The sequence below is a fragment of the Streptomyces sp. NPDC103540 genome (assembly GCF_055584445.1).
Window position 1 is genome coordinate 1 of record NZ_JBVJMA010000019.1, and the last position, 26,084, is coordinate 26,084.

22 protein-coding genes and 1 pseudogene are annotated in these 26,084 nt (G+C 73.5%); 10 read left to right on the top strand and 13 right to left on the bottom strand.

Annotation, left to right across the window (positions count from 1 at the left end):
* Positions 1–242: 242 nt before the first annotated feature.
* Positions 243–494 carry an EF-hand domain-containing protein gene (locus ACZ6ZI_RS34040; RefSeq protein ID WP_363055299.1) on the top strand — a complete coding sequence of 84 codons (252 nt, stop codon included), beginning with the start codon at positions 243–245 and terminating at the stop codon, positions 492–494.
* A 140-nt stretch (positions 495–634) separates the two neighbouring features.
* The gene (locus ACZ6ZI_RS34045; protein WP_469527813.1) at positions 635–790 is read left to right on the top strand and encodes a CsbD family protein; all 156 of its coding nucleotides are present in this window, start codon (positions 635–637) and stop codon (positions 788–790) included.
* Positions 791–946: 156 nt separating this feature from the next.
* Here the strand turns inward: ACZ6ZI_RS34045 and ACZ6ZI_RS34050 are convergent, their stop codons facing one another.
* Positions 947–1,474 carry a DUF6328 family protein gene (locus tag ACZ6ZI_RS34050; protein WP_469527569.1) on the bottom strand — a complete coding sequence of 176 codons (528 nt, stop codon included), beginning with the start codon at positions 1,472–1,474 and terminating at the stop codon, positions 947–949.
* Positions 1,475–1,739: 265 nt separating this feature from the next.
* Here ACZ6ZI_RS34050 and ACZ6ZI_RS34055 point away from each other — a divergent pair, with 265 nt between their 5' ends.
* The gene (locus tag ACZ6ZI_RS34055) at positions 1,740–2,138 is read left to right on the top strand and encodes an STAS domain-containing protein (protein ID WP_469527573.1); all 399 of its coding nucleotides are present in this window, start codon (positions 1,740–1,742) and stop codon (positions 2,136–2,138) included.
* Between the two features lie 131 nt (positions 2,139–2,269).
* On the top strand, positions 2,270–2,728 hold the full coding sequence (locus tag ACZ6ZI_RS34060) for an ATP-binding protein (protein ID WP_469527576.1): 459 nt from the start codon (positions 2,270–2,272) through the stop codon (positions 2,726–2,728).
* Between the two features lie 72 nt (positions 2,729–2,800).
* Here ACZ6ZI_RS34060 and ACZ6ZI_RS34065 read toward each other — a convergent pair whose 3' ends face one another.
* From ACZ6ZI_RS34065 to ACZ6ZI_RS34105, 9 genes are all read right to left on the bottom strand, one after another.
* The gene (locus tag ACZ6ZI_RS34065; RefSeq protein ID WP_469527578.1) at positions 2,801–3,751 is read right to left on the bottom strand and encodes a SigB/SigF/SigG family RNA polymerase sigma factor; all 951 of its coding nucleotides are present in this window, start codon (positions 3,749–3,751) and stop codon (positions 2,801–2,803) included.
* Between the two features lie 38 nt (positions 3,752–3,789).
* Positions 3,790–4,008 carry a hypothetical protein gene (locus tag ACZ6ZI_RS34070; RefSeq protein ID WP_469527580.1) on the bottom strand — a complete coding sequence of 73 codons (219 nt, stop codon included), beginning with the start codon at positions 4,006–4,008 and terminating at the stop codon, positions 3,790–3,792.
* A 168-nt stretch (positions 4,009–4,176) separates the two neighbouring features.
* Entirely contained in the window at positions 4,177–6,006 is a 1,830-nt protein-coding gene (locus ACZ6ZI_RS34075; protein WP_469527583.1) for a thiopeptide-type bacteriocin biosynthesis protein, read from the bottom strand.
* Positions 6,007–6,050: 44 nt separating this feature from the next.
* Positions 6,051–8,183, bottom strand: a complete 2,133-nt coding sequence (locus ACZ6ZI_RS34080; RefSeq protein WP_469527585.1) for a TOMM precursor leader peptide-binding protein — start codon at positions 8,181–8,183, stop codon at positions 6,051–6,053.
* Positions 8,180–9,988, bottom strand: a complete 1,809-nt coding sequence (locus ACZ6ZI_RS34085; RefSeq protein WP_469527588.1) for a hypothetical protein — start codon at positions 9,986–9,988, stop codon at positions 8,180–8,182. The genes ACZ6ZI_RS34080 and ACZ6ZI_RS34085 overlap by 4 nt, the downstream gene beginning before the upstream one ends.
* Positions 9,985–11,211 (bottom strand): lantibiotic dehydratase C-terminal domain-containing protein, encoded by a 1,227-nt coding sequence (locus ACZ6ZI_RS34090; RefSeq protein ID WP_469527590.1) that lies wholly within the window; start codon positions 11,209–11,211, stop codon positions 9,985–9,987. The genes ACZ6ZI_RS34085 and ACZ6ZI_RS34090 overlap by 4 nt, the downstream gene beginning before the upstream one ends.
* A gap of 65 nt (positions 11,212–11,276) precedes the next feature.
* Positions 11,277–14,039, bottom strand: a complete 2,763-nt coding sequence (locus ACZ6ZI_RS34095; protein ID WP_469527592.1) for a lantibiotic dehydratase — start codon at positions 14,037–14,039, stop codon at positions 11,277–11,279.
* Between the two features lie 91 nt (positions 14,040–14,130).
* A complete protein-coding gene (locus tag ACZ6ZI_RS34100; RefSeq protein WP_469527595.1) occupies positions 14,131–14,316 on the bottom strand; it encodes a thiazolylpeptide-type bacteriocin in 186 nt (61 codons plus the stop codon).
* A 71-nt stretch (positions 14,317–14,387) separates the two neighbouring features.
* Positions 14,388–14,573, bottom strand: coding sequence for a thiazolylpeptide-type bacteriocin (locus ACZ6ZI_RS34105; protein ID WP_363055288.1), 186 nt, complete (start codon positions 14,571–14,573; stop codon positions 14,388–14,390).
* 973 nt (positions 14,574–15,546) lie between these two features.
* Between ACZ6ZI_RS34105 and ACZ6ZI_RS34110 the strand changes: the two genes are divergently transcribed.
* The 3 genes and pseudogenes from ACZ6ZI_RS34110 to ACZ6ZI_RS34120 form a co-directional block, all read left to right on the top strand.
* Positions 15,547–16,002 carry a GNAT family N-acetyltransferase gene (locus ACZ6ZI_RS34110; protein WP_469527599.1) on the top strand — a complete coding sequence of 152 codons (456 nt, stop codon included), beginning with the start codon at positions 15,547–15,549 and terminating at the stop codon, positions 16,000–16,002.
* 439 nt (positions 16,003–16,441) lie between these two features.
* Positions 16,442–18,583, top strand: a complete 2,142-nt coding sequence (locus ACZ6ZI_RS34115) for a galactose-binding domain-containing protein (RefSeq protein ID WP_469527601.1) — start codon at positions 16,442–16,444, stop codon at positions 18,581–18,583.
* Between the two features lie 205 nt (positions 18,584–18,788).
* Positions 18,789–19,373, top strand: a pseudogene (locus tag ACZ6ZI_RS34120) (TetR/AcrR family transcriptional regulator); the annotation flags it as partial.
* Between the two features lie 67 nt (positions 19,374–19,440).
* Here ACZ6ZI_RS34120 and ACZ6ZI_RS34125 read toward each other — a convergent pair.
* The gene (locus tag ACZ6ZI_RS34125; protein WP_363055273.1) at positions 19,441–20,841 is read right to left on the bottom strand and encodes an NADP-dependent succinic semialdehyde dehydrogenase; all 1,401 of its coding nucleotides are present in this window, start codon (positions 20,839–20,841) and stop codon (positions 19,441–19,443) included.
* Between the two features lie 87 nt (positions 20,842–20,928).
* Entirely contained in the window at positions 20,929–21,768 is an 840-nt protein-coding gene (locus tag ACZ6ZI_RS34130) for a LysR family substrate-binding domain-containing protein (RefSeq protein WP_469527604.1), read from the bottom strand.
* 58 nt (positions 21,769–21,826) lie between these two features.
* Between ACZ6ZI_RS34130 and ACZ6ZI_RS34135 the strand changes: the two genes are divergently transcribed.
* The 3 genes from ACZ6ZI_RS34135 to ACZ6ZI_RS34145 all read left to right on the top strand — a co-directional run bounded on the left by ACZ6ZI_RS34135 (position 21,827) and on the right by ACZ6ZI_RS34145 (position 24,218).
* Entirely contained in the window at positions 21,827–22,237 is a 411-nt protein-coding gene (locus ACZ6ZI_RS34135) for a DUF5997 family protein (protein ID WP_469527607.1), read from the top strand.
* A 339-nt stretch (positions 22,238–22,576) separates the two neighbouring features.
* On the top strand, positions 22,577–23,029 hold the full coding sequence (locus ACZ6ZI_RS34140) for a DoxX family protein (protein WP_469527609.1): 453 nt from the start codon (positions 22,577–22,579) through the stop codon (positions 23,027–23,029).
* A gap of 238 nt (positions 23,030–23,267) precedes the next feature.
* On the top strand, positions 23,268–24,218 hold the full coding sequence (locus ACZ6ZI_RS34145; protein WP_469527611.1) for an ion transporter: 951 nt from the start codon (positions 23,268–23,270) through the stop codon (positions 24,216–24,218).
* Between the two features lie 128 nt (positions 24,219–24,346).
* Here ACZ6ZI_RS34145 and ACZ6ZI_RS34150 read toward each other — a convergent pair whose 3' ends face one another.
* Positions 24,347–25,906 (bottom strand): hypothetical protein, encoded by a 1,560-nt coding sequence (locus ACZ6ZI_RS34150; protein ID WP_469527613.1) that lies wholly within the window; start codon positions 25,904–25,906, stop codon positions 24,347–24,349.
* Between the last annotated feature and the right edge of the window lie 178 nt (positions 25,907–26,084).

Here is a 26,084-nt window from a genome sequence, read left to right on the forward strand (position 1 = left end):
TTCGCCCTTTTCGAGTTGCCGCGGCCCCCCCCCCGCGGCCCCCCCCCCCCCGCCCGCGGCGCGGCGGGGGCCCCCCCGGGGGCGCCCCCCCCCCCCCCCCCGCGCCCGCCCCCGCCCCTCGGCGCGTTCCCGTACGTACGGGAACGCGGACGCGCAACCCGACGCGGGAGCCCGGCGTCTTCCCCCGCAGGACGGCGCGTCGACCGACGCGACACGTGCCACCCACGGAACAGGACAACGTGATGAGCGAGAAGGCCCGCAAGCTGTTCGACGCGCTCGACCTCGACCACGACGGCACGCTTACACGTGTTGAGGTCATCGAGGCCCTCCGCGCCAAGGGCCCCACCCTGGCCGCGCAGGGCATCATCCCGGCCTGGGGCGTCGGGGACGTCGAGGCCTCGTCGGCGCTGTTCGACGCCGCCGATCAGAACGGCGACCGCCTGCTGACCCTGGAGGAGTTCACCGCCGTCGTGGACCGCCGGTTCGGCTGGTAGGAGCGGCCGACCCGCAGTCGGCAGTCGAGCCGCACGCTCACCCGGTTCCGGGCGTTTGAGGGCGCCCGGAGCGGTAAGGCGCGCATCGACGGAAGCGATTCCGAGTGACGGGAGTGACGGCCGTGTCGGGTGAGCAGAAGATGCGCGCGAAGAAGGAACAGGTCAAGGGCAAGGCCAAGGAGGCCATGGGCCGCACGGTGGGCAACGAACGCCTCACGGCCGAAGGCCGCGCCGAGCAGGCCAAGGGCGATGCCCGCCAGGCCAAGGAGAAGATCAAGGACGTCCTGAAGGACTAGCGAGGGCGAGCCGGCTCGTCGCTTCGACGGCATCGACGTCGTTGATGGTGCTGTCGTCCCGGGCGGGGGTACCGGATGGATCCGGTACCCCCGCCCCTCCTTGCGACGCCTCGTCTTTGCGTCGTCTTTGCGACGCCTTGCGATTCGCGCCGCTGCTCAGGACGCTCGGGACGGGTCCTGCCCGTGCGGGTCGGCGGTGTAGCGGATGCGGGCCCAGACGGGGAGGACGAACCAGCACAGCAGGTACCAGGCGAACACTCCCCCGACCAGCCAGGGCACCAGGCTGTTGTGGGTCGCGACGCGCAGGACGAGGAACAGGGCCGAGGTACAGGTGGCCAGCAGCAGGATCAACCCGACGAAGGTGAGCCGGGAGGCCCACGCGACCGCCTCCGGCTTGATCCGGCGCCCCGAGACGATGCGGTGGAAGGCCACCGGCCCGATGAGCGCGCCCGTGGCCAGCGCACCCAGCACCACGGTGATGACGTAGATCGTCTTGTCCGTCTGCGAGAGACCGACGAACGTCGGGGCGAAGACCACGGTGAGCAGGAACCCGAAGAGGATCTGGACGCCCGTCTGGGCGACGCGGATCTCCTGGATCAGCTCCTGCCACTGCCGGTCGGCCCGTTCCTGGGGGGACTCGTCCCGTCCGTCCCCCGGTATGTCCTGCCTGGGTTCGGTCACCATGAAGGGCACCTTGCCGCATCCGGGCCGGTGAAACCCGCGAACCCGGGTAGGCGCGCTGCACGGGATGCGGCTCGGCCACCGAGGCTGCGACGGGGCCGCATCCCGGCGGGTCGGGGCGCGGCGCCCTGATCGGTGCGATCCTGGTGTCCTTCTCGTGTCCGTTCCGCTCGGGAAGGTGTGGGTCCGGTGGCATCCGGAATGAGCCGCCCGCGTACGGGTAGGCGCCGTGCGGAGCCGTTCACCGGACATGGAGAGGTGGTTCCCGATGGCTTCGGCAGCTGGCGGAGACCGGTTCACCGTCGAGGTACGGCACGAAGGGGGTGCGGTCGTCCTCGCGTTGGCCGGCGAGCTGGACCACGATACGGCCGAGCCGTTGCGCGAAGCGCTGGAGGCGGCGCTCGAAGCGGACGGGGCGCGGCTGCTCATCGACTTCTCGGGCGTGAGCTTCTGTGATTCCACGGGGCTCAACGCCGTCCTGCACGGACGCCTCACCGCACGGGAGAACGGCGGCGCCGTCGCCCTGGTCGGACTCCGGCGCCCGGTGGAGCGGATGTTCCGGATCACGGGGGCGGACACGGTCTTCGACGTGTACCCGGACGTCGCGCACGCGCTGGCCGGGCAGGCGGAGGGCGGTCGCAACGATCGCAGCGGTCCGCACGGCTAGCGCGGCGCGGTAGGGCGGCGCAGGGTCGGACCGCGCGGATCGAGGTGCGGGGCCCGGGACCACGGACCGGGGCAGTCGGGTCGTGGGGCGAGCGGACAGTCGGGGCATCGGAGTCGGACGGAGGAGTCGCGATGGAGGAGCGCCGGTCACCCGAGGGGAGCCGGCACCTGCTGCTGAACGACACGAAGGACGTCGTCAGCCACTGCCGCGACTTCACCAGGCGGGCACTCGCCGCCTGGGACTGGCCAGCGCCGCCGCCGGACGCCGACGAAGCCGAAGCCGACACCGCCGAGGCCGAGGACGTACTCCTCCTCGTGTCCGAGGTGGTGGCCAACGCCCGCCTGCACGGTGGAGGGCCCCGGTCACTCCGATTGCGGCGCACGTCGGACGGTCTGCGCATCGAGGTCACCGATCACAGCCCGCATCCCCCCGTGCCCAAGCCCTGGCCCGATCCGGCGCGGCCGGGCGGGCATGGACTCGTCATCGTGCAGCGGCTGGCGCGCCGCTGGGGCTCGGAGCCCATGGGCGACGACGGGAAATGCGTCTGGCTGGAGGTGCTCGCTCCGCGACCCCAGCGAGGGAGCCGGTAGAACGCGCTCGCGCTCTACCGGCTCCGTCGTATGCATCACGCGGGGGGCCCGCCGTACGTGCGGTTACTCGCGTTATCGGCGACCTTCGCGGCGCGGCGCGGCGGGGGCGTTGCGCCCGCGGCCTTCGGGCGCGGCCTGTACCTCGTCGACGTTGCCTTCCCCTGCCGGGTCGTCGGGGTCGGGGTCCTCCAGCAGGCCGGCGCGGAGGGTCTCCATGATGCGGGCGAGCAGACGGGACACGTGCATCTGGGAGATGCCGAGCCGGCTGCCGATCTCGCCCTGGGTGAGTTCGTCGCCGAAGCGCAGGGAGAGGATCTGCCGGTCGCGCCCGCCGAGGCCCGCGATCAGCGGCTTCAGCGCCTCCATGCACTCGATCCGGTCGTACGCCGTCTCCTCGACGCCGAGCGAGCGCATCAACGTCGTCCCCTCGGACTCCTCGCCGGCCGGCGCGTCCAGGGATCCGGCCGTGTAGCCATTGGCGGCACGGCGGCCTTCGTTCACCTCGCCCTCGGTGATGCCGAGGTGTTCGGCGAGTTCCAGGTCGGTGGGGTGGCGGCCGAGGCGTTGCTCCAGGACGTCGTGGGCCTTCGCGATGTCGAGGCGCAGTTCCTGGAGGCGCCGGGGCACCTTCACCGACCAGGTGCTGTCACGGAAGAATCGTTTGATCTCGCCGGTGACCGTGGGCAACGCGAACGTTGCGAATTCCACTCCGCGCTCGACGTCGTAACGGTTGATGGCCTTGATGAGGCCGATCGTCCCCACCTGGATGATGTCCTCCAGCGGATCGCTGCGATTGCGGAACCGGTGGGCCGCGTACTTCACCAGGCTGAGATTCAGCTCCACGAGCGTATTGCGCACGTACGAGTATTCGGGCGTGCCCTCGGTGAGTTCGTTCAGCCGCCGGAACAGGGCGACGGAGAGGGTCCGCGCGCTCGCGGTGCTCACACCGAGCGGGTCCTCCGGGATTTCCAGGCCGTCCGCGAAATCTACCGTGCGTACGGGCGCTGCGGTTTCTCGGGACATAGACGTCAACCCCATCCTCCGACGGGTGGTCCGGCGCTTTACGCTTCCGACACGGCCGAACCGCCGTGGCTGTCGACCTGGATATACCCGGAACAGGGCGTTTCGACCCACTTGAGGCCTTTTCGCCCTTCCGGTACGTCGCAGTCGACCCAGCGGGGTGCGTGCGGACACGCATGAACGACGGTTCCGACCCCGTTCAGCGCCTCGACGGCGCCCGGCGGGTCCCTGGCGTCCGCCGTCGAGGCGCCGTCGGTCATGACGTAGGTGTACGTCCTGCTCGTGCGCGTGCGCGCCTACGCTCCGGTACGCCGCCGGCCCGACCCGTTACACGTGTTCGCCCGGTATGACGCCGCCTCCCGGCCTGGGGCCCCGCCAGATCGCCTCCCCGTACCCGGAGCGGGTTGACCGCCGCCACGGGTGCGCGCTCAGGAGGCCGTACGGCGCCCCAGCGGCAGCACGTACTGGAGGGGCTGTTCGACGTCGTCCAGCCCGAGCAGCTCGTGGGCCAGGTCGTCGTGGAACCCGCCCAACGGGGTGCCTGCCAGGCCCAGCGCGGCGGCCGTCAGCAGCACGGTCTGCGCGAGGTGCCCCGTCTCCAGCAGGGCCATGCGCAGCGCGCGCAGGCCGTAACGGCTGCGCAGGCGGCCGAGGTCCGCGTAAAGGCACAGGAACACCGGGGCGTCGTCGACGCCGACCCAGTCGGGGTCGGTGTCCGGCCGGGTGAAGTACGTGGACAGCGCCTTGACCTCCAGGAGGGAGGGCGCGGGGCCGACGTAGCGCAGCGTGCGGTTCTCCGGCACGCAGTCGTACGTCCCCTCCGGGACCCCCGCCACGTCCCGGACCAGCAGTCGCACCCGGGCCGTGTACAGGGCGCCCGCGCTCGGGTACGGGCGGTGGACCAGGGTGCGCCGCGAGCCGTCCGCGAGACCCTGTTCGGTGCTGCCGCTCTCGGACAGGGAGTGCCACAGCAGGGAGCCCAGGGTGCCCGCGTCCAGAGGGCCGCCGAGCGCGCCGCGCACCGAGGCGCGGGCGGCGAGAGCGGCGCGCAGCGACACCTCCGGGAGGGCGTCGGACGGCAGGGGCAGCTCCGGGCGGGTGGTGCGCGGCGGGTGCACCGGGTTCGCCACGGGGCGCACCGCGGTGTCCTCGTTGCGGCCGGTCTGGAACTTGCTGCGCTCCAGGTACTGGACGTCCGCGGACGTGTGCCCGGCCGGGAAGAAGCCGGGCGGCTCCTCCGTCTCCAGCAGGGTCCGGGCGGCGAGTCGACAGACGGCGCGCTCCTCGTCGGGGCCCACGCCGAACCGGTTGAACAGCATGTGGAGCTGCGAGGCCCAGATCCAGGCCGTCGACGTGGACGGGGCGTCGGCGGCGGCGTCGGCGTCGGCGTCGGCGTCGGTGGCATCCGCGGTGGCGGTGGCGGCGTCCGTGCCCCGGCCGCGCAGGCGCGCGTCGGCGGCTCGGACCACCTCCGCCCAGCGGGCCAGCCAGGGGGCGGCGGTGCCGTCGGCGAGGCGCTCGCGGACATCGGCGGCGCGTGCGGTGAGGGCCGTACGCTGCGCGGCGTAGACGACGTTGACGCGGGCGTGGACGGCGGCGCTCGGCAGCAGGGGCACTTCGGTGACCCAGCGCCAGCCGGCGGCGTGTCCGCGCAGCCAGCGCGCGGCCGTGAGCCGGTCCATGCCGAGGCCGTCGACGGTGGCGTGGGCGAGGTCGGCGGCGAGGGTCAGGCGCGCGGAGCCGCCTGCGCCCTCGGGCAGGGCGCGCAGGGCGTCGAGGACGATCCGGCTGGAGGCGGCGAAGACCTCCTCGGCGACGGGGAGGGCGTCGGGGCCGCCGTAGCGGTCCGTTTCGGGTTCGTAGGGAACGACGCGGACCTCGCCGTGGCGGGTGGGCCACGGACCGGATACGGAGGGCACGTCCTCGGCCGCGCGGGAGAGGAGCGCCGGGAGTTCCGCGGCGGCGCGCGGGCTCAGCCCGCGCACCCGGATCCGTACGTGGGGGCCGTCCTCGCCGTAGCGGATGAAGAACCAGTCGGACGCCTCGCCGGCGGCGACCAGGCCGTCGAGGAGTGGTGCGGCGCCGCGCAGGAGGAAGGCGTCGGTGTCCTCGGTGGCGCTGTGTAGGAAGAGGTGGAGGCTGTGCCAGGCGTCGGCTTCGGTGGTGGCCTCGGTGGTGGAGGCGGCGGTGGTGCCGGGGCCGGTGGAGCCGGACGCGGCATCGGGCGCGGCGTCGGTAGCGGCGTTGGTCGTCGTCACGTGCGGTCCTCGATGCGTCGGGGGAACGTCCGGAAGGGGAAGCGTCAGGGGAACGGGTGCGGGTCCAGGGCCAGGTCCTCGTGGCGCAGGGGCCGGTCCACACGACCGAGGCGGTGGGGCACCTCCAGCAGCCGGGGCAGGCCCCGGGTGCGACGGTTGACGTGCCCGAACGTCATCGGGAGCGATCCCGGCACGATCACCTTCACACAGTGCAGGCCCAAAGCGGCCGCCACTCCAGGCTCGCTCTGGTCGACGGTGACCACTTCCAGGCCGGCCCCGGACAGACGCTCCACGGTCGCCGCGAGGAGTTCGGTGAGATCGGCCACCGGTGCGGGCGCCGACGGCCAGGCCTCCTCCGGGGTCAGCAGCGGGGTGTCGGCGAAGAGGAACTCCAGGCGCGGTGCGGCCTCGGGAAGGGTGTTCACCCCGACGTGGTCGTCCAGGGAGGTCACGGACTCGGGCCGCTCCAGCATCGGGCGCAGCCGCTCCGGGTCGCGCGGACCGCCGTCGGCGAGTGAACGGTGCGCGGATTCCAGCACGTTGGTGACGACCTCGGCGACGGCGGAGCGGATCGCGGCGCGCGGGTCGTGGTGGGCTCCGGCGGCCAGGAACATGCGGGGGGCGTCCGGGTGGGTGCCCTCGTAGCGGCAGACCGCGAGGACCGCCGGAATGCCGAGGTCGTTCGTCGCGTCGAGGAGCAGGAGGCGGTAGCCGGCGAGGGCGGCCCGGTCCGCGAGCAGGACGGTGTCGAGGTCGTCCGCGGGGAGGACGATGCGGGGCAGGGGGGTGGCGGCGTACCAGGCCATCAGGAAGGCGTCGCGTTCGGCGACCTCGAACAGGCCGTAGAGCGCGGCCTCTTCGGGGCTGTTGCCGAGGCCGCAGCCGTTGGAGGACTCGTAGACCACGCGCGGACGGTCGCTGCCCGCCACGTCCCAGTACGCGACGTGCTCGGGGACGGCGACGGGGCGCCGGTGGGTCAGCGACCAGCCGCGAACCCAGTCCAGCTCGAGGTCGGGGCTGTACGGGACGGTCGTGGAGGACGGGTGACCGTGGTGGGCGGGATCGGGCAGGCCGAGCCGTTCCGGGTCCACGGCGCGGTCGGGGCCGAGAGCGGCGAAGGAGGTGCGCAGGTCGGTGCGGCGGGCACTGGGGCGCATGCCCGCGTAGCGCTCGACGGCCTCGAACAGGGCGATGCGTTCGCTGGAGGTGAAGTCGCGGGCGCGACCGTATCCGCCGTCGTCGATGTTCCGGCCGTCGGTGACGAAGGCGCTGGTCAGGCAGAAGGCGGAGCCTTCGGTGCGGAAGAGGCGGCGGACGGGGCCGAAACGCTCGTCGTGCAGGGTGTCGCGCAACCGGTCGGGGGTGGTGAGGGGGTTGGGCTCGCGCAGGACGTACGGATCGGGGAGGGGGCGGGGGGTGGAGAAGGGTGCCACGGGCGGGGGCGGGGTCGCTGCCGTGGCCGCTGCCGCGGCGGCGGCAGCGGACGGGGCCGCGACTTCGGTGGCGGAGTCGGCGGAACCGGAGAGGTCGGAGAAGTCCGCGGAGTCGGCGGAGTCGGACAAGTCGGGGGGCAGCGGGTGGCAGACGGCACAGCCGCCGACGGGGCGGACTCGGTGGGTGCTCCAGGTGCCCCGGCCCTGGTGCACGACGTGTACGACGGACGTACGGGGTTCGGGGTTTGCGGCGGCATGGTCGGCCTGGTCCGCGGCGCGGGGTGGGTTACTCGTGTTGCCGGCGGGCTCCTCGTCCAGCAGTTCCCGGACCAGGGCCCCGACGGACGCCATCAGGGCCGGGGACGGGACCCCGCTGAGCGCGAGCCCCGGGCTCTGCCACGGGACGCGCCCTCCGGCCGTGGCCAGCCGCTGGTACTCGGTGCAGGACAGGCAGGCCGCTGCGCCCGGCCGCAGTACGGGGCCGATCACGGCGAGGGCTCCGTCGAAGCGCACCGGGACCAGGGTCACCGGGTGCGCGAGCGCGTGCCGGCTCAGCTCCTCCGCCACGCCGAGGGTCCAGTCCGTCAGAAGGACGACGGCCACGCCGTCCGTGGCCACGGTCGCGGTCGCGGCGTCGACGACCGGCACGCCGAGGGGGCCGAGGACGTCGCCGACCGCCGGTTCGGCCGCCCCGGCGGTACCGGCAGTCGCGGGGGCGGGGGCGGGGGCGGTGCGCGTGCTCATCGGGTCTCCTGCGGGGTGTGCAGCACGGTGAATCCGAAGGCCCTTACGAGGGCGAGGAGTTCGGGATCGGCGGCGTGGGTCGCCTCCTCGGTCGGGGGCAGCCCCGGCAGCCGGCTCAGGGCGTCCAGCAGGGCCTCCTCGCGCTCGGCGAGAGCGGCGAGCCAGCCGTCGGTCCAGCCGTCGTCCTCCCAGGCGGCCGTACGAACCTCGGCGGAGGCCAGCGGGGCGACGGCTCCACCGGAGGCACGCACCGAAGCGACACGTGTAACGCCCAGAGCGGGCGCGGCCGACGTGTCCGACGCGGCGGCGACGGCCGCGAGGGCGGCGAACGCCGCCGCGTCGCCGGGGGTCGCCTCGACCGCGCGGCCGAGGACGGGCTCGGCGCCCCCGTCGGGCGTGTGGCGGTGCACCACCGCGAGGTACGCCTCCCGGTCCGGGGCGAGGCGGCGGACCTCCAGCCGGGCGGGCACGGCGAGGCGGGCCGTGAGGGTGGTCCACCAGTGGCGCAGCTGCGGATGCCGCTCCCAGGGGCCGCCGGGCAACGGGGTCGCCGCGATGGTGCTGGGGATGTGCCGGGCGGCCGCTTCGCGCAGGGCGCGGCCCCGGGCGTGGCCGGGCGTGGCTCCGACGCTCAACCCCTCCGGGCCGAGGAGCGATTCCGCCGCCCGGCAGAACGCCTCCAGGCGGGCCAGGTCCAGTCGGGGCGCACCGGCGGCCACGGTGACCCCGGGGGGCGTGGCGCCGGGCAGCTCGCAGGAGGCGAGCGGTACCGGCATCTGACGCAGGTCCTCCGGCAGGGGCGCGGGCAGCGCCCCGCAGCGTTCGTCCCCGAGCGCGGCCAGTCGGCGCAGCGCGTCGGCGAGGGTGTCGGCCGGGCCCGGTCCGGCACCCCGGTCCGCGTCGATCCGCTCCGGGCCGAGCCAGGTCACGTAGTCGGACCGGGCCGGTCGGGCCTCGGCGAGGAGCACGGCGGGTAGGCCGGGCAGGAGCCGGTCGTCGCCGCCCTCGAACGCCGGGTCCGGGAGCCCGGCGGCGGCGCACAGCAGTCGGTGGGCGGCGGCGCTCCCGAGCAGGGCGGCGGACGCGGGCGTGGCACCGGGCCCGCCTGGCGCGAGGCGCGCCTCCAGGGCGGCGGCGTCGGATCGCGCCTGGGCGGCGCTGCCCGGGGCGGTGACCCAGCCGGTGCCGCCGCACAGTCCGGCGGCGACGGCCACCGGGGCGGTACGCGGCTCCGCACTCGTTACACGTGTGCGCAGCAGGATCCGGTCCGCGGGCAGGAGCGGGTCGGCGGTGTACGTCACGGTCGGCCCGCCGAGTTCCAGGGCCCGGCCGGCGGCTCGGGCGAGGTCCCCGTCCGGAGCGCCGGCGACGACCTCGAACCGCGTCGAGGCGAGAGCGGCCGCAGCGGCTCCGGGCCGTTCGGCGGTGGCGGCGGTCCACCGCTCCACGGGATGCGCGGCGGTGTCGTGGGCGTCGGCGGGCCGCGCCACGAGCAGGTCGTGCTCCTCGAGTTGACCGATCAGGGTCTCCACCGCCCGGCGTGTGGAGGAACCCGGTTCGAGGCTCGCCACCGCGTCGTCGAGGCGACCTGCGCGCAGGGGGCCTTCCAGTGATCGCCACAGCACCGGAAGGGAGGCGCTGCCCTCCAGGGTGACGCTGCCGCGCCGGCCGCGCAGGTGCAGGCCGGCCCGTAGCGGCGTCACCGCCACGCCCGGGCGCAGCACGCGCACGGTGCGGGGCGCCGCGGCCGCACCCGACTCGGGCGTGACGTGCGGGGTGGTGGCGGTCGGGGTGGTCGCGGTCATGCGCGGGCCTCCACTGCTTCGATGGCGGCGTCGATCTCCGTGCGCCAGTCGACCCCGGTCACGGCGGGAACGGCGCGGACGACCAGGTGGGCGGCCAGGTACCGCTCCAGCGGGCGGACGTCGCAGATGGCGAGGAGGCGGTACAGGGCGTTGGTGCAGGAGCGGTAGATCAGGTAGTCCGGGTGGCTCCACATCCGGCCCTGCGGGTCGGAGCGGCTCAGCAGGCGGTGGAACTCGCTGAAGCGGGTGCGGGTTTCCGGGTTCCAGCGCTGGGCGGCGGCCGCGTCGCCGGTGGCTGCGGCGCGCTCGCGGTAGGCAGCCGGTGAACCGTGTAACTCGGCGCCCGTCTCGTGGCGGGCGCGCACCCGCTGCCAGGCGTCGGCGGAGAAGTCCACCCACGCCCGCTCCCAACCCCGGGCTCCGTCGCCGGCGATCCGTGTGACGAGGTCGGTCACCGTGTCCGCCGCGTGCTCCCAACGGCGCTCGAAGCCCGCTCGGAGGCGGCCGTCCGGGTCGTCGTGGACGAGGAAGTCCTCCAGGTGGGACACGTAGGAGTAGTGGCCGCCCGCGAGCCCGCCCGGGTGGGCGCGGGCGTGTGCGACGAGGGCGGTCACGGCGAGCGCGAGCCGGGCCCGCGCGCTGTGGTCGGGGTCGTGGTCGTGGGCTGCGAGGAATCCGGCGCCGGCGCGCAGTGCGGGGAGTCCGGCTCGCAGCAGTTCGTCGCGCAGGTCGGATCCTTCGTCGCCGAGGAGGGAGCGCAGGGAGGATCCGTCGACGGGCTCGATCCGCACCGTGTTGTCCGCGACGATCGGCCCGTAGGGCGGGGGGATCAGTTCGGCGCGCCCGGCCTCGGCCGCTTGGCGCAGGAGTTCGCCGTCGGTGAGGTCACCGCGCGAGGGGTTGAGGTGGATCCACTCGCGGATCCGGTCGGCGGCGATGGTGGCTGCGGCCTCCCGGTGGGCGCGCGGGCCGTGCAGACGCAGTCGTAGGTGGGGGCCGTGGAGCCAGTGGCGTTCGACGTGGGCGGTGAGGCCCTCGGCCTCGTGGGCGGCGGCGAGCGGGAGGAGCAACTCGTGTAACAGCCGGGCCTTGACGGGCTGGTGGTAGTAGGCGACCACGTCGAGGGCGTCGTCGCCGTCGAGGCCGCGGTCTCGGGCGAGGGTCTGGGCGAGGGCGACGCCGTTCGAGGCGTCGTCGGCGGGGTGCTGCGGTGCTCCCGGCACGTTCTCTTCCTCCGTCGTCTGGGGGCGGGGCGGGTGGGACGGGTGGTTCTCGCGGCTTCGGCGCGTCATCTCGACCGGCGTCCGGCCCGGTAGACCTCCAGGACCAGTTCGGTTGCGCGCGTGGGCTCGGCCAGGCCTCCGGGGGCCGGCAGGGCTTCTTCGAACACGGCACCGTCGCCGTGGCGGGCCAGCCATTTGTGCAGGCAGCGCAGGTGCAACGCGTTGCCGAGGTCGACGAAGTGAGGTTTGGGGCGGTCGATCGACCGGAGGAAGTCCTCGGCGGGACGGCCGACGGGCGCGGCGGCGACAGGATGCAGGAACAGCTGCTCGGGAAGGTCCAGCAGCGCGCGCCAGCGGGCCACCGCCTCCGCCGGTACGGGGCCACCGGTCGCGAGGTCCGCACGCAGGCGCTCCACCACGCCGGGTGACAGCGTCCAGCGCCGGCGGCGCAGCACCACATGCCGATGGCTGAGTCGGGGGGCGGTCAGCACCCGGCCACCGGGGGCGTCGAGGGCGCGCCTGGGGACGAGCGGCAGGAAGTCGACGACCCCGTGGGGGTGATCGGCCAGGTGGGCCCCGATGCGGCGAGGCAGCAGGACGGGGGCGAGGAAGCCCGCGTAGAGGATGTCAAGGAGTTCCCCGGTGGAGCGCAGGCTCAGGCGGACCTGGTCGGTGGCCTCGTCGTGGACGAGGTCGACGTCTCCCTCGCCGATGGAGGCCCACCGCCGGTCGGGGCCGATCTCGTCGGGCACGAGCAGGGGGTGGAGGTTGGCGTTGAAACCGCCCACGGGGCGGATCTGCGCCGCCCGCGCTGCGGGCCCGAGCCCTTGGCGAATCTGCTCGGACACCCCGGCGCCCGCGCGTGGGTCGAGGGTGTCGAGGAAGCGGCTGCTGAAGCGGCCCCAGCCGCCGTACACGTGGTTCACGCACAACAGGTCGCGTCCGAGGGTCGGCGCCTTCTGGAGGAAATACGAGTAACTGAGTGGGCGTTCGAGGGCCCAGCCGGGCAGGCGCGGGCCGAGGGAACGGACGAGTTCCGGCGGGAGGACCACCTCGACGGCACCGCCCCGGTCGTCTGCGGCGGCCTGGGTGGCGCGCGCGAATTCCTGCCGCAGCAGTGCCAGTTCCCGGGTTCCGGTGGGGAGGGCGGCACGGTCGGAGGGGTTGAGGTCGGCGAGGCCGCCGGCGGTCTGCCACGCCTCCACGACCTCCGCGCCGAACTCCCACGGGTGACCGGTGCGTCCGCCGCGCCCGTACCGGGCCACGAAGCGGTCGCGCAGGACGCGTCGGACGAGGTGGCCGAGGTCGAAGAGTTCCGCCAGGGCGGTGACTTCGCCGAGGGCCTCGCGGTCGGCTCCGTCGAGGAAGCCGTCGAGGCGGAGCGGGTGGGGGGTGACGACGTCCTCGGAGAGCACGGTGAGGGGGGCCGCGGTTTCGGGCACGGGGCGTCCGGCGTCCGCCAGGGTCTCCTTCCAGCTCCGGGAGAGGCCGGCGAGCAGGGCGGGGCGGTTCGCGGCGGTCGCGCCGGCGAACGTCGCGGTCAGCCGTCCGAGTTCGGCGATCCTCTCGGCACGCGCCGCGTCGGCAACACGTGTTACCTCGTCGGCGCGCGTCGCGACCACGCCGGTGGGGGGTGCCGGCTCCGCCCCTTCGGGGCGCGGTGCGGCGATCCGCCGCAGCCATGCCGCGATGCCGCCGACGGGGTCGCTCGCGAGGGGTGGGAGCGGATCGCCCGGCACGAGCAGTCCCGCCTCGCGGAGACGGTCGAGGAAGGCTTCGGCCGCGTCGTGGGCGCCGTGACCGGCGCCGCCCAAGGCGGCGATGAGCAGTCCGGTCAGCTCGGGGAGGTACAGGGGGGTGTCGGCGACGTGTTCGGTGAGGAGGCGCAGGGGGCCGCCGTAGGGCAGGGCCACCTCGTCCTCGTCCGCGACGAGGTACCGCCCGCCGGAGAAGGAGGTCCGGTCCCGCGAGTACGTCGCGCGCCCGTCGGCGATGCGGGCGGTGCTGGTGATGCGGTGAGGCGTCGCGGCCAGGCGGTGGGGGGCGTCGCGCAGGGCGAGGACGAGGGCGGTGGTGAGGGTGCGGTTGACCTTCACGATGGAGCGCAGGGGGCCGTCGTGAAGCTCGGGGGCGCCCCACGAGGACACGGGCGCGGCCGGTTCCCGGGTCAGCGTGCCCCATCCGACGGCGGTGAACCAGGACAGGGGGCTGGTCTTGGTGCTGGCACGCAGGGCGTAGCGCAGCACGGTCGGCTCCTCCTTGCGGGTGCGGCGGTCGACGGGGCCCGTGGCGGCCCGTTCGACGGCGCGCAGCAGGTCGCCGCTGGTGAGGGCGACGGCCTTGCCGAGGGCCGGGTCTCGACACAGGGCGGCCAGGGCGTCGCGTTCGTCGGCCAGTGCGGCCTCGGCCGCGTCCGGGAGGCTCGCGAGGAGTGCCGAGCGCCGCGCGCGCAGGGCCAGCCAGGAGGCGAGGAGGGGGATCCGGTCCGGGAGGTCGTCGAGGCGTTCCAGGAGGGCGGGTCGGGGTTCGCGGCCGTTGTGCAGTGCGCGGCGCAGCGGCAGCACCACGTCACGGTGGTAGGTCTCCGGGTGGCCGGCGTAACTGTCGTGGAGGTGGTCGCCGAGGGGGCCGGTGATCCGGGCGAGTTCGGTGTCGAGCCCGCTCAGGTGGGTGAGGAGGGTGCGGAAGTCCGCCGCCGCCCGGCCCTGCGCGGGGTGGGCGAGCACGGTGAAGCGGATGAGAGCGTGGGGGGCGGTACGTACGTGGTACCCGTCGACGGCGGCGACGGTGTCGACGTCGGCGACCGTGGAGGGCTGCGGCTGCGGCATGGCGGTCCCCGTCCTGTCGGTGGTTTCGCGCGGTCTCCCGCCGCACGAGCGGGGTGCGGCGGGAGACGCGGTGCGTACGGATTGCCGAGTGTCAGAGGGTCGGCGTTTCCGTGGTCGGCTTGGCGCAGGACGAGGAGCCCTGGCAGGAGCTGCTGCCCCAGGACGCTCCGCCTTCCGGCAGCGCGGCGGTGTCACGCAGGGAGGTGACGGTCAGGTCGCCGAGGTCGAGCTCCAGGTCCTGGAGGTCGAAGCCGTCGGCCGGGGTCGCGTGGTTCATGGTCTCTCCTCTTGTCGTGGGACGTTCGGTGTTCGGTGTGGTGACGCGTGTTGTCCGAAGCGCGGCGACGACTACTCGACCGGACGGTCGCCCATCGTCTGGTTGCAGGACGAGGAGCCCTGGCAGGAGCTGCTGCCCCAGGACGCTCCGCCTTCCGGCAGCGCGGCGGTGTCACGCAGGGAGGTGATGGACAGGTCGCCGAGGTCGAGCTCCAGGTCCTGGAGGTCGAACTCGGAGTTGCGCGCAATGTCAGACATATGCTTCTCCCTTGGGTGAGGTGAATTCAGGATTCACTCCGCGCAATCGACCGCAATCCACGGTGTCGAATTTTCCGGCGCCCGAGGAATGCTTTGAATCGACGGTATCGCAGAGAAATCCATGAGCCGTCTATGATGTGCAATTTCCTTACGACCTGGCCAACTCGGTAACTATTCGGCCTGTCATCACCGGCCGGGCACCGGGATCCGACCCCCAAGTGGGTCGATTCCCGCCTTTCCTGCGGCGATTGGCACAAGGTTCCCGCCAGTCCCCACAGGATCACTTGAGGCGCGATTGAGGAGTTTTTGAAAGTCCCTCCAAGGTCATTTAAAGGCGATTGGAACAGTTTTTCCGCCCGGATTCCGTTTCGCTTCCGCTTGCCTATTGCGGCAGGTCGAGGCCGTGAGGAGGGTGGTCGTCCCGACCGCCTCCGCGCGTGCGGGCGGCGCCGGGACCGGTGGCGTCGGACTCGTACGCGGTACGGCCGGTGTGCCTGCCGGGCGGACGCATAGGGGAACCGGCGGTCGACGGGACCGTGAACCGCCTGGCCGCGACCGGGACCCGGCCGCGCAGCTGTCGCGCGGGGTCATCCTCGAAGAGGGGGTGGAGTCGGCCGTGGTGGCACGTGTTGCCCAGGCGATGGGCGCCGCCGCGCCGGCCGCGGGCCTCGACGTGACGACCGGGACACCGAGGTCGTCGCGGCGGGTCTCGGTGCCGGGATCCACGTGAACACCTCGCCCGGGCGACCGCCGGGTCCCGGGCCGGCTCCACCGCAGCCCGCCGGACCGCGCACCACGTCGCGGTGTCCGGCGGCCTTGTCCACGGCGGCGATGCGCCGTCCGCGCTTTCGACACGGCGGCCTTTTGCCACCCGCCGCGCGGCCGACCATGATCGGTGGCCTGCACCACGAGGGGCTGCGGGCCCCGGGGCCCGCAGCCCCCGTAACCGTTTCGACCGCCGGGAGCACCCCACATGTCCGACATCCAGGTCCGCGCCGCACAGCCCGAGGACTTCGACCGGTGGCGGGTCCTCTACCGCGGGTACGCCGACTTCTACCGGGTGGAGCAGACCGAGGAGGCGGCGGCGACGGTCTGGGGCTGGATCAACGACCCCTCCCACGAGGTGGGCGCCCTGGTCGCGCAGGACACCGCGGGCAGGCTGCTCGGCCTGGCCCACTACCGCCCCTTCGCCCGGCCGCTGTCGGCGACGACCGGCTGCTTCCTGGACGACCTGTTCGTGGCCCCGGAGGACCGGGGTTCGGGTGCGGCCGACGCACTGCTCGCCGCCCTGCGCGAACTGGCCGCCGAGCGCGGGTGGAGCGTGGTGCGGTGGATCACCGCCGACGACAACCACCGGGCCCGGTCGAAGTACGACCAGGTGGCGACCCGCACGATGTGGGTCACCTACGACATGGCCCCGGGCCGCTGACCGGGGATAACACGAGTAACTCCCCGCCCTGGGCAGCCCCCGCCCGACAGCCCCCGCCCGGAGCCTGGTGCGGGGGCTCGGCCGTCGCCCCTCGCCTCGTCGCCCCCGCCCCCTCTCTCCCCCCTGCCCTCACACCCCCCGCCCTCACCCCCGACCCGCGGCCCCCACCCCGCGCATCCTCACCACACCGACCGCACCGACCCGCACCGATCGCGCCGGCCTCGCCCGCGCTCGCGCCGCTCCCTCGGCCCCCTCCTCGCGCCCCATCCGCCCCCCACCTCGCGCCGGCCTCGACCGATCCGACGATTCATCAGGTCATCCGTCCCGGACCCTTGACTCCGTTCGCGCCAGTCGCGATTCTCGTCGCACCCTTTGTGCGGGGCATGACAAGTCATGCCTGTTTCGACCGCGCCCCCAACGCCGAGCGAAGACACGAGTGATGACCTTGACCCCACACCCTCACCCCCCGTCCCGCCCCCACCCACACCCCCACCCACGGCGCCGCCGCGCGTTCCGGCGACGCCCCGCCGCCGTCCTGTCGCTGCTCCTCGCGGTCCTGGCGATCCTGCTCGGCCCCGTGCCCAGCTCCTCCGCCGACCCCGACGCCGAAGCCGGCGCCGTCGCCGACGCGGGCTGGTGGAACCCGACGGCGCGCCCCGGCCCCGACTCGCAGATCAACGTCACCGGCGAACCCTTCAAGGGCACCGACGCCCAGGGCCGCGTACGCGGCTTCGTGGACGCGCACGACCACCTGATGTCCAACGAGGGCTTCGGCGGCCGGCTCATCTGCGGCAAGCCCTTCTCGGAGCTCGGCGTCGCCGACGCCCTGAAGGACTGTCCCGAGCACTACCCCGACGGCACCCTCGCCGTCTTCGACTTCATCACCAAGGGCGGCGACGGCAAGCACGACCCCGACGGCTGGCCCACCTTCAAGGACTGGCCCGCCCACGACTCCCTGACCCACCAGCAGAACTACTACGCCTGGGTCGAACGCGCCTGGCGCGGCGGCCAGCGGGTCCTCGTCAACGACCTCGTCACCAACGGGGTGATCTGCTCGGTCTACTTCTTCAAGGACCGCGGCTGCGACGAGATGACCGCCATCCGCCTGGAGGCGCAGAAGACGTACGACATGCAGGCCTACATCGACAAGATGTACGGCGGCCCCGGCAAGGGCTGGTTCCGCATCGTCACCGACTCCGCCCAGGCCCGCGAGGTGATCAAGCAGGGCAAGCTGGCCGTCGTGCTGGGGGTGGAGACCTCCGAGCCCTTCGGCTGCAAGCAGATCCTGGACATCTCCCAGTGTTCCCGGCAGGACATCGACCGGGGCCTCGACGAGCTGCACAGGATCGGCGTCCGCAGCATGTTCCTGTGCCACAAGTTCGACAACGCCCTGTGCGGCGTCCGGTTCGACGGCGGAGCCCTCGGCACCGCGATCAACGTGGGCCAGTTCCTGTCCACCGGCACCTTCTGGCAGACCGAGAAGTGCACGGGCCCGCAGAAGGACAACCCCATCGGCCTCGCGCCGGCCCCGAACGCCCAGAAGGAGCTCCCGGCCGGGGTGAGCGTGCCCGGGTACGCGGCCGACGCCCAGTGCAACACGCGCGGCCTGACCGACCTCGGCGAGTACGCCGTGCGCGGCATGATGAAGCGCAAGATGATGCTGGAGATCGACCACATGAGCGTCAAGGCCGCCGGGCGGGCCTTCGACATCCTGGAGTCGGAGTCGTACCCCGGCATCATCTCCTCGCACAGCTGGATGGACCTCGGCTGGACCGAGCGCCTGTACAAGCTCGGCGGGTTCGCCACCCAGTACATGAACGGCTCCGAGGGCTTCATCGCGGAGGCCGCGCGGACGAAGGCGCTGCGCGACAAGTACGGCGTCGGGTACGGCTACGGCACCGACATGAACGGGGTCGGCGGTTGGCCGGGCCCGCGCGGCGCCGACACCTCGAACCCGGTGCGCTACCCGTTCCGCAGCGTCGACGGCGGCTCCGTCATCGACCGGCAGACCACCGGGCAGCGCACGTGGGACCTCAACACCGACGGCGCCTCGCACTACGGGCTCGTCCCGGACTGGATCGAGGACATCCGGCAGGTCGGCGGCCAGGAGGTGGTGGACGACCTGTTCCGGGGCGCCGAGTCCTACCTCGGCACCTGGGGGGCCTCCGAGCGGCACAAGGCGGGCGTGAACCTCGCGGCCGGCGCCGCCGGCGCGGCCAGCTCCTCCGAGTGGAACCCGTTCGTCAGCTACGCGCCCGACCGGGCCGTGGACGGCAACCGGGGCACCCGCTGGGCCAGCGACTGGAGCGACGACCAGTGGCTGCGGATCGACCTCGGCGCCCCGAGCCTGGTCAGCCGGGTCACCCTCGACTGGGAGCGCGCGTACGGCAGGTCGTACCGGATCGAGCTGTCCTCCGACGGGACGAACTGGCAGACGGCCTGGTCCACGACCGCCGGCGACGGCGGCCTCGACACGGCACGGTTCGCCGGCACCACCGCCCGCTACGTACGGATCCACGGGCTGGGCCGCGGCACCCAGTGGGGGTACTCCCTCCACGAGGTCGGCGTCTACAGCGGCTGACGCCGTCCGCCGTCCGGGCCGGTCGGATCGACGGAACCGATCCGACCGGCCCCGGGCCGCCCCTGCCCCCGGCCCCGCCCCGCCCCGCCCCGCCCGCCCGGCAGGCAGGCGGGCAGCAGGCAGGCAGGCAGGCGGGCAGCAGGCAGCAGGCAGCAGGCAGCAGGCACAACCCCACCGCCCCACCCGCACCACGTGAAAGGACCCCATGGCACGGATGCCGTCGGCCGAACGACGCCGGCAGCTGACCGAGGCGGCGATCCGCGCGATGACCCGGGACGGCGTCGCGCGCACCACGACCCGCTCCATCGCCGCCGAGGCGGGCGTGTCGCTGAGCGTGTTCCACTACTGCTTCGATTCCAAGCAGGAGCTGCTCGAATCGGTCATCGAAGCGATCACCGCGCACTACATCTCGGTGGTGCGGGAGGCGATCCGCCCCAAGCCCACCCTCCGCGAGACCGTCCGTTCCGGCTTCCAGGCCTACTGGGACCACGTCAGCGCGCAGCCCGGCGAACACATGCTCACCTACGAGCTGACCCAGTACGCGCTGCGCCGCCCCGGCTTCGAACACCTCGCCCGCCGGCAGTACGAGCTGTACGGGGAGACGTACGCGGAACTGCTCCGGCAACTGCGCGACACCATGGACCTGCGGCTGCGCGTCCCGGTCCCGGTGCTGGCCCGCTACCTGGCGGCGATGACCGACGGGCTGACCCTGAACGTCCTCGTGCTCGGGGACCGGGCGGCCGCCTCCGACCTGCTGGACCTGGTCACCGAGCACGTGCTCGCCCTCGTGGACACCCCGGACGGGGCGGCCGAGGGGGCCACGACGGCCCAGGAGTCAGCGGCGGCCGAGGTCGCGGTCAGTCCGGGTCCGCCGCCCGCCAGACCGTGGTGATGTTGCAGAACTCACGGATGCCGTGGCCGGACAGTTCGCGCCCGTACCCGGAGCGTTTGACCCCGCCGAAGGGCAGGGCGGGGTGGGAGGCCGTCATGCCGTTGACGAAGACACCGCCCGCCTGGAGGTCCCGGACGAAGCGTTCCAGGTCGGCCTCGTCGCGGGTCCAGACGTTCGAGCTGAGTCCGAAGGGCGTGTGGTTGGCCCGCTCGACGGCCTCGTCCAGGCTCCCCACCCGGTACAGGGTGGCGACGGGTCCGAAGGTCTCCTCCAGGTCGACGCGCATGTCGGCGGTGACGTCCGCCAGCACCGTCGGCTCGTAGAACCAGCCGTCCGGGAACTCCGGCGGGCGCCGGCCGCCGCAGAGAACGGTGGCGCCCCGCCGTACGGCGTCGTCCACGAGTTCCTCGACGTCGGCGCGGCCCGCCTCGGTGGCCAGGGGGCCGACGTCGGTGCCGGCCAGCATCGGGTCGCCGACGGTCAGCGCCCTCATCCCCTCGGTGAAGAGGCGGGCGAACTCCTCGTAGACCTCCTCGTGGACGATGAACCGTTTCGCGGCGATGCAGGACTGGCCGTTGTTCTGCACCCGGGCGGTCACGGCGGTACGGGCGGCGCGGGCGACGTCGGCCGACGGCATGACGACGTAGGGGTCGCTGCCGCCGAGCTCCAGCACGGTCTTCTTGATCTCGTCACCCGCGACGGAGGCCACCGCGCGCCCCGCCGGCTCGCTGCCCGTCAGGGTGGCCGCGGCCACCCTGGGGTCGCGCAGCACTCCCTCCACGGCGGCGGAGCCGATGAGCAGGGTCTGGAAGCAGCCGCGGGGGAATCCGGCCCGTTCGAAGAGGTCTCCCAGGTAAAGGGCCGTCTGGGGGACGTTCGAGGAGTGCTTGAGCAGGCCGACGTTCCCGGCCATCAGGGCGGGCGCGGCGAAGCGCACGACCTGCCAGAGGGGGAAGTTCCAGGGCATCACGGCGAGGACCACGCCGATGGGCCGGTAGAGCACGCGTACGGCGGAGGCGCCGGCGTCGCGCACGTCGGGGTCGGCGGGGCGTTCGTCGGCGAGGAGGGACTCGGCGTGGGCCGCGTACCAGCGCATGGCCTTGACGCACTTGGCGGCCTCGGCGCGGGCCGCGCCGAGCGGTTTGCCCATCTCGATGGTCATCGTGCGGGCGATGTCCTCCGCCTCCGCCTCCAGGAGGTCGGCGGCGCGCTCCAGGAGCGCGGCCCGCTCGGCGAAGCCGGTGCGCCGGTAGTCGGCGGCGGTCCGTGCCGCCTCCGCGAGGCAGGCCTCGATGCCGTCGGCGTCGAGCGCGTCGAAGGTGCGCAGCGTCCGGCCTGTCGTGGGGTTGACGGTGGCGATGGGCATGGTCCGACCTTCCTGCGGGGGAGTCGCGCCTTCGACCCTGCCCGCAGGCCCCCGCCCCCGCAACGCGAGAGCGGGCGCCGGACGGTCCTACCGTCGGCCGCGGGGCTTGCCGCGCTTGGCCGCCTTGGGGGCCCCGGACGCGCCGCGGGCGGGCTTCCCGGTCGCCTTCCCGGTCGGCTTCGCGCCCGACTTGGTGCCCGGCTTGCCCCCGGTCTTCGCGCCCGTCTTCCCGGTCGGCTTCGCCCCGCCCTTCGCGCCCGCCTTGCCGCCGGCCGCGTCGGCGCGACCCCGCTGCTTGGGCTGGGGCGGGGTCGGCGTGCGTCCCCGGGTGCTGTTCACCGTCCGGCCCCGGACGATGCCGATGAACTCCTCCACCAGGTCGGTGGTCTTCTCCTCCGGCCAGGACAGGGCGACCCGCGACTCGGGGGCGTCCGAGACGGTGCGGTAGGTGAGGTCCTTGCGGTGGTGGAGGCGGGCCAGCGACTGGGGGACGACGAGGACGCCGATCCCGGCCGCGACCAGCTCGATCGCGTCGGCGGTGGTCTGGGGACGCTCGAAGGCGGGCCGTCCGGGCAGGGTCTCCCAGCCGAGGACGTCGTCGAGGGGGTGCAGCACGATCTCGTCGGCGAGGTCCTCGATCGACACCTCTTCCACGGCGGCCACGACGTGGTCCTTCGGGATCACGACCACGGTCGTCTCGGTGTAGAGCGGGATCGCGCTGAGGTCGGCCCGGTCCACGGGGAGGCGTACGAATCCGGCGTCGGCGCCGCTGCCGCGCAGCAGGTCGAACGCCTCCGCGGAGGGGACCTGTACGAGGGTCAACGAAACGTCGGGCAGCCGCTCGTTCCAGATCCGCACCCACTTCGTGGGCGTCACTCCAGGGACGTAGGCGAGCCTGAACGAAGGGGATGCATCCGAGCCTGTCACCCCGCCAGGTTACCGGTCGTGGTCGGAGGTAGCGCACACGCTCGATACCCTTGACCCCATGACGTCGCACCAGAGCACCCAGACGATGAAGCCCGCGACCGCGGCGAAGAAGCTGGGTGTGTACCTCGAGGCCACCCCCGCAGAGTTCCAGGAGGGTGTCGTCTCGCGCACCGAGCTGAACGCCCTCCAGTCCGACCCGCCCGCGTGGCTGGTGGAGCTGCGGCGCAACGGCCCGCACCCCCGGCCGGTGGTCGCGGCCAAGCTGGGCGTCTCCATCGCCGGTCTCGCCCGTGGCGGGGTCACCGAGGCGCTCACCACCGAGCAGATCGAGGCCCTGAAGCAGGACGACCCCGAGTGGCTCCAGAAGGAGCGGGCCACCCAGGCCGAGGTCCGCAAGGAAGCCGTACGGATCAAGGAGATGCAGGCCGAGAAGGCCGAGAAGGCCGCCCGGCGCGACGACGCCGGCTGACGCGCCCGCCCCGCCCGGCGCCCGGCGCCACCCCCGTGGCACCGCAGTACCGCAGTACCGCAGTACCGCTGTACCCGCGCCGATGGCCGGGCCGGTCCCTCCGGCCCGGCCATCGGTCGTCTCCCCGCCCCCCACCCCACCGCTCCCCCGCTCCTCCGGCCCGCGGGGGGGGGCGGCGCGGCGCGGTCGTCCGGCACGGCTCCGCCGGGCGGCACGGGGGCCGCGGCGCCGGCTGAAAACCGCGCTTGCCGACCCCCTTAGGCCTACCTAACCTATGGCTCGCCCGGCCGTCGGCCTCGGCACACACTTCGGCACCCGTCCCCAACCGAAGGAGCCCCCATGCCCGGAAGTCTGCAGTCCGCCCAGCCGTACGCCCTCGCCCTCTTCCGGATCGTCACCGGGCTCCTCTTCGCCTGTCACGGCGCCGCCTCGCTCTTCGGGGTCCTCGGTGGCGCGCACGGTGGCGGCACCGTCGCCGCCGGTACCTGGCCCGGTTGGTACGCCGCCGTCATCCAGCTCGTGGCCGGGATCCTGGTGCTGGTGGGCCTGGGCACCCGGTCGGCGGCCTTCGTGGCCTCCGGCTCCATGGCGTACGCGTACTTCTCGGTGCACCAGCCGGAGTCGCTGTGGCCGTTGCAGAACGGCGGCGAGGCCTCCGCGATGTTCTGCTGGGCCTTCCTGCTGCTGGTGTTCACCGGCCCCGGCGCCCTGGCCCTCGACGGGCTGTTCGCCGGCCGGGCCGGCAGAGCCCCCGCCGAGCGCCGTCCGGAGACCGCTGCCGCCCGCGCCTGAGGAATCGTTTCGCCACGGCGGTTTCGTCACCGCCGTCTCGCCGTGACCGTGCCCGCCCCGCTCCCGGGGCGGGCACGGTCGCGTTCCCGGTCCGGCACGCCGACGTCGCGGGCAGGTCGTCCGAGACCGGTTGAAACCCGTTCGGCTGTGCCGCGTTAGCAGGGCGGACCGGCGTGCGCGCCCCGCGCGCGCCGGCGTCCGCCCCCACACGGACGCCCGAGCGAGTACGAGGAGCGAGATGACCGACCCGACCCCGGCCGGACCCGGCCGCAGGAGACTGGCAGCCGGCTGCCGGCGGATCACCGAGGCGCCGTCGTTCGGGATGGTGGTCTTCGGCGTGATCCTGTTCAACGCGGGGCTGATGGGGGCCGAGACGTACAGCGGGCTGGCCGAGGCGTACCACCGGGTGCTCCTGCTCGCCGAACAGGGCTGCCTCACGCTGTTCACGTTGGAGATGCTGCTGCGCGTGGGCTCGTACGCGGACCGGCCGAAAGCATTCTTCCGGGACCCCTGGAACGTCTTCGACCTGCTGATCGTGACCTCCGCGTTCCTGCCGGTGCTCCGCGAGAACACGACCGTCCTGCGGCTCCTGCGCCTGGCGCGGGTCCTGCGGACCGCCCGCTTCCTGCCCCACCTGCGGATCCTGCTGCTCGCGGTCGGCCGCAGCCTGCCGGGGACCGCCAGCTTCCTGTTCGTCGGCGCGCTCGTCCTGTACGTGTACGCCATGGTCGGCTGGGTCTGCTTCGCCGGGTCCGACCCGGGGCACTTCGGCTCGATCGGCCGGGCCATGCTCACCCTGTTCCTGCTCACCACCCTGGACGGGCTCACCGACGCGGTCCGGGCCGGGCTGGAGATCTCCCGGTTCAGCATCGTCTACTACGCCTCCTACGCGCTGCTCGCCTCCTTCGTCCTCGTCAACGTGCTGATCGGCGTCGTCCTCAACTCCCTCGACGAGGCGCGGGAGATGGAGGAGGCCGACGCCCGCGCCCGGGAGCGCGCCGCGAAGGACGTCGACCCCGCCGAGGAGGTCCGGCAGCGGATCGTCGCCGCCCGGCTGGCCCTCGACGACCTGGAGGCGAGTCTGGCGGACGTCCCGGGTCCGCCGGGTGCGGACGGGGCGCGGTCGGCGACGGGTCCGGGGGCGGGTCCGGAGGCGGAGAGGGAGCGGCAACTCGAATCGGCGGTCTGAGGCCGCCCGGCCGCGCGGCGCGCGGCCGGGTTTCGGCCATCCGGAAGGTTCACGCCCCGTTCACAGCTCCCGATCCAGTGTCGACTCCCCTGTACCGCAGGCGAGTTGGGACCGGGCGCCGGATGGGGTCAGTCGCCGTCGCGGACCGCGACGATGCCGTTGAAGACGCCGACGTACGCCGTTCCGTCGGGGCCGAGGGTGATCGGCGCCCAGTTGTTGTCGTAGAGGGGTCCGGTACCGGTGAGCCGGCGCCAGCGGCGCTCTCCGGTGCGGAAGTCGACGGCCGTCAGGTACCAGGCGTCGACGCCCCAGAAGTTGGGCTCCTTCTCGTAGAAGTAGAGCAGGCCGTTGCCGGTGGAGAGCTTGGGCACGGTCGAGGGCGAGCGGACGTCGCTCTCCCAGACCGTGTCGCAGCCGCTGCCGTCGGCGCGGACGTCGATGCGGGTGGCCCCGCCGACGACGGACCTGCCGAGGAGCAGCGAGGTGGGGTTCTCGTAGCCGAAGTTGTTCTCGACGACGATGCTGTTGCCCCAGGTGATGAGGGAGTTGTCGGTGGTCGAGGCGCCGGAGCGGAAGACGGGCACCCGGCACACCAGCCGGCGGTCGGCGGGTACGTCCGCGCCGCGCCGGTAGACGAGGACGTTCATGCGGTCGTCGGCGTTGTCGGTGATCGCGACGTAGCCGTCGCCGAAGAGGTCGGGGGTGGTGCCCGACCCCTGGTTCACGGAGCCGGGCTTGGTCGCGGTGCCCCGGTCGTAGGTCTCGCGCCACTGCGCCTCGGGGGTTCCGTCGGCGGTGGCGCGGAAGCCGTAGAGGGCGTGGTCGGTGACGATGGAGACGCCGTCCTCGGCGACCGAGAAGGAGTTCTGGATCTCCTCGCCCTCCAGTCTCACGGAGCGGATCCGTGAGGTGGCGGGGTCCACGGTGCCGACGCGCCCCTGTCGGGTGACCCACCAGATGCGACCGTCCCAGTCGGGCATCACGGAGGTCACGGGGTCGCAGGTGCCGCCGGGCCACGGGTCGGTCCAGTCGACGCAGTCGTGGGGGACGTGTCCGGTGAGGTCCCAGTCGTCCTCGACGGTGAACCTCCAGACGCCGTCGGGGTCCTGGGCGTGGGCCAGGCGCAGGACGTGCTGACGGGAGTCGGCGAGGACGGCCCGGTCCCGGTCGTCGAGGTAGAAGTAGGCGCCGCCCGAGGTGTCCTTGAAGATCTTCGAGAAGTCGAGCGAGGTGATCGCCTCGACCGTCGAGGAGCGTTGCGGGAGCCGGTACTCCGCGAGCGTGGCGAGCGTACGGGGCTCCAGGAGCTTCACCTTGAAGCCGGAGAAGGTCCCGCAGACGGTGACGAGCCGGCCGCCGGAGTCGAAGGTGGCGGTGGCGCACTCGCCGCCGAGGGCGGCGATCCTCTCGCTGGTGACCCGGGGGTTCCTGCCGAGGGGGCCCGACCAGGGGGTCGTGGCGCTGCCGGCGGCGTCCGCGTGCATGCCGCTGCGGCCGTTGGGCGCGAGGAAGGGGTGCTGCGGCGGGGCCTGGCCGGGCAGGGGCAGGGCGGGGGCGGGGGCGCCGTCGTAGTGGCTGACGAGCCGGTGGCCCGGGGCCTTGGGGATCTCCTCGGCGTGTGCGGTCGCGGCGGGCCCGTACAGCAGCGCCAGGGCGGCGAGGGCGGGGACGACGGCGCAGTTCGGCATCCTTCCGGGCCGGAGCCGGAGCCGGGGGCGGGGCCGCGGTCGCGGTCCGCGTCGGAGCGGAGGTTCGCGTCGTGGTCCGAGCCGGAGTCGGATGAGAGGCATCCGGTCAACCCCCTTCTTCCCGCGTCGTGTTGACACCGCGTCTGACATCGAGCCGCCGCCAGACGGTAGATCGCGC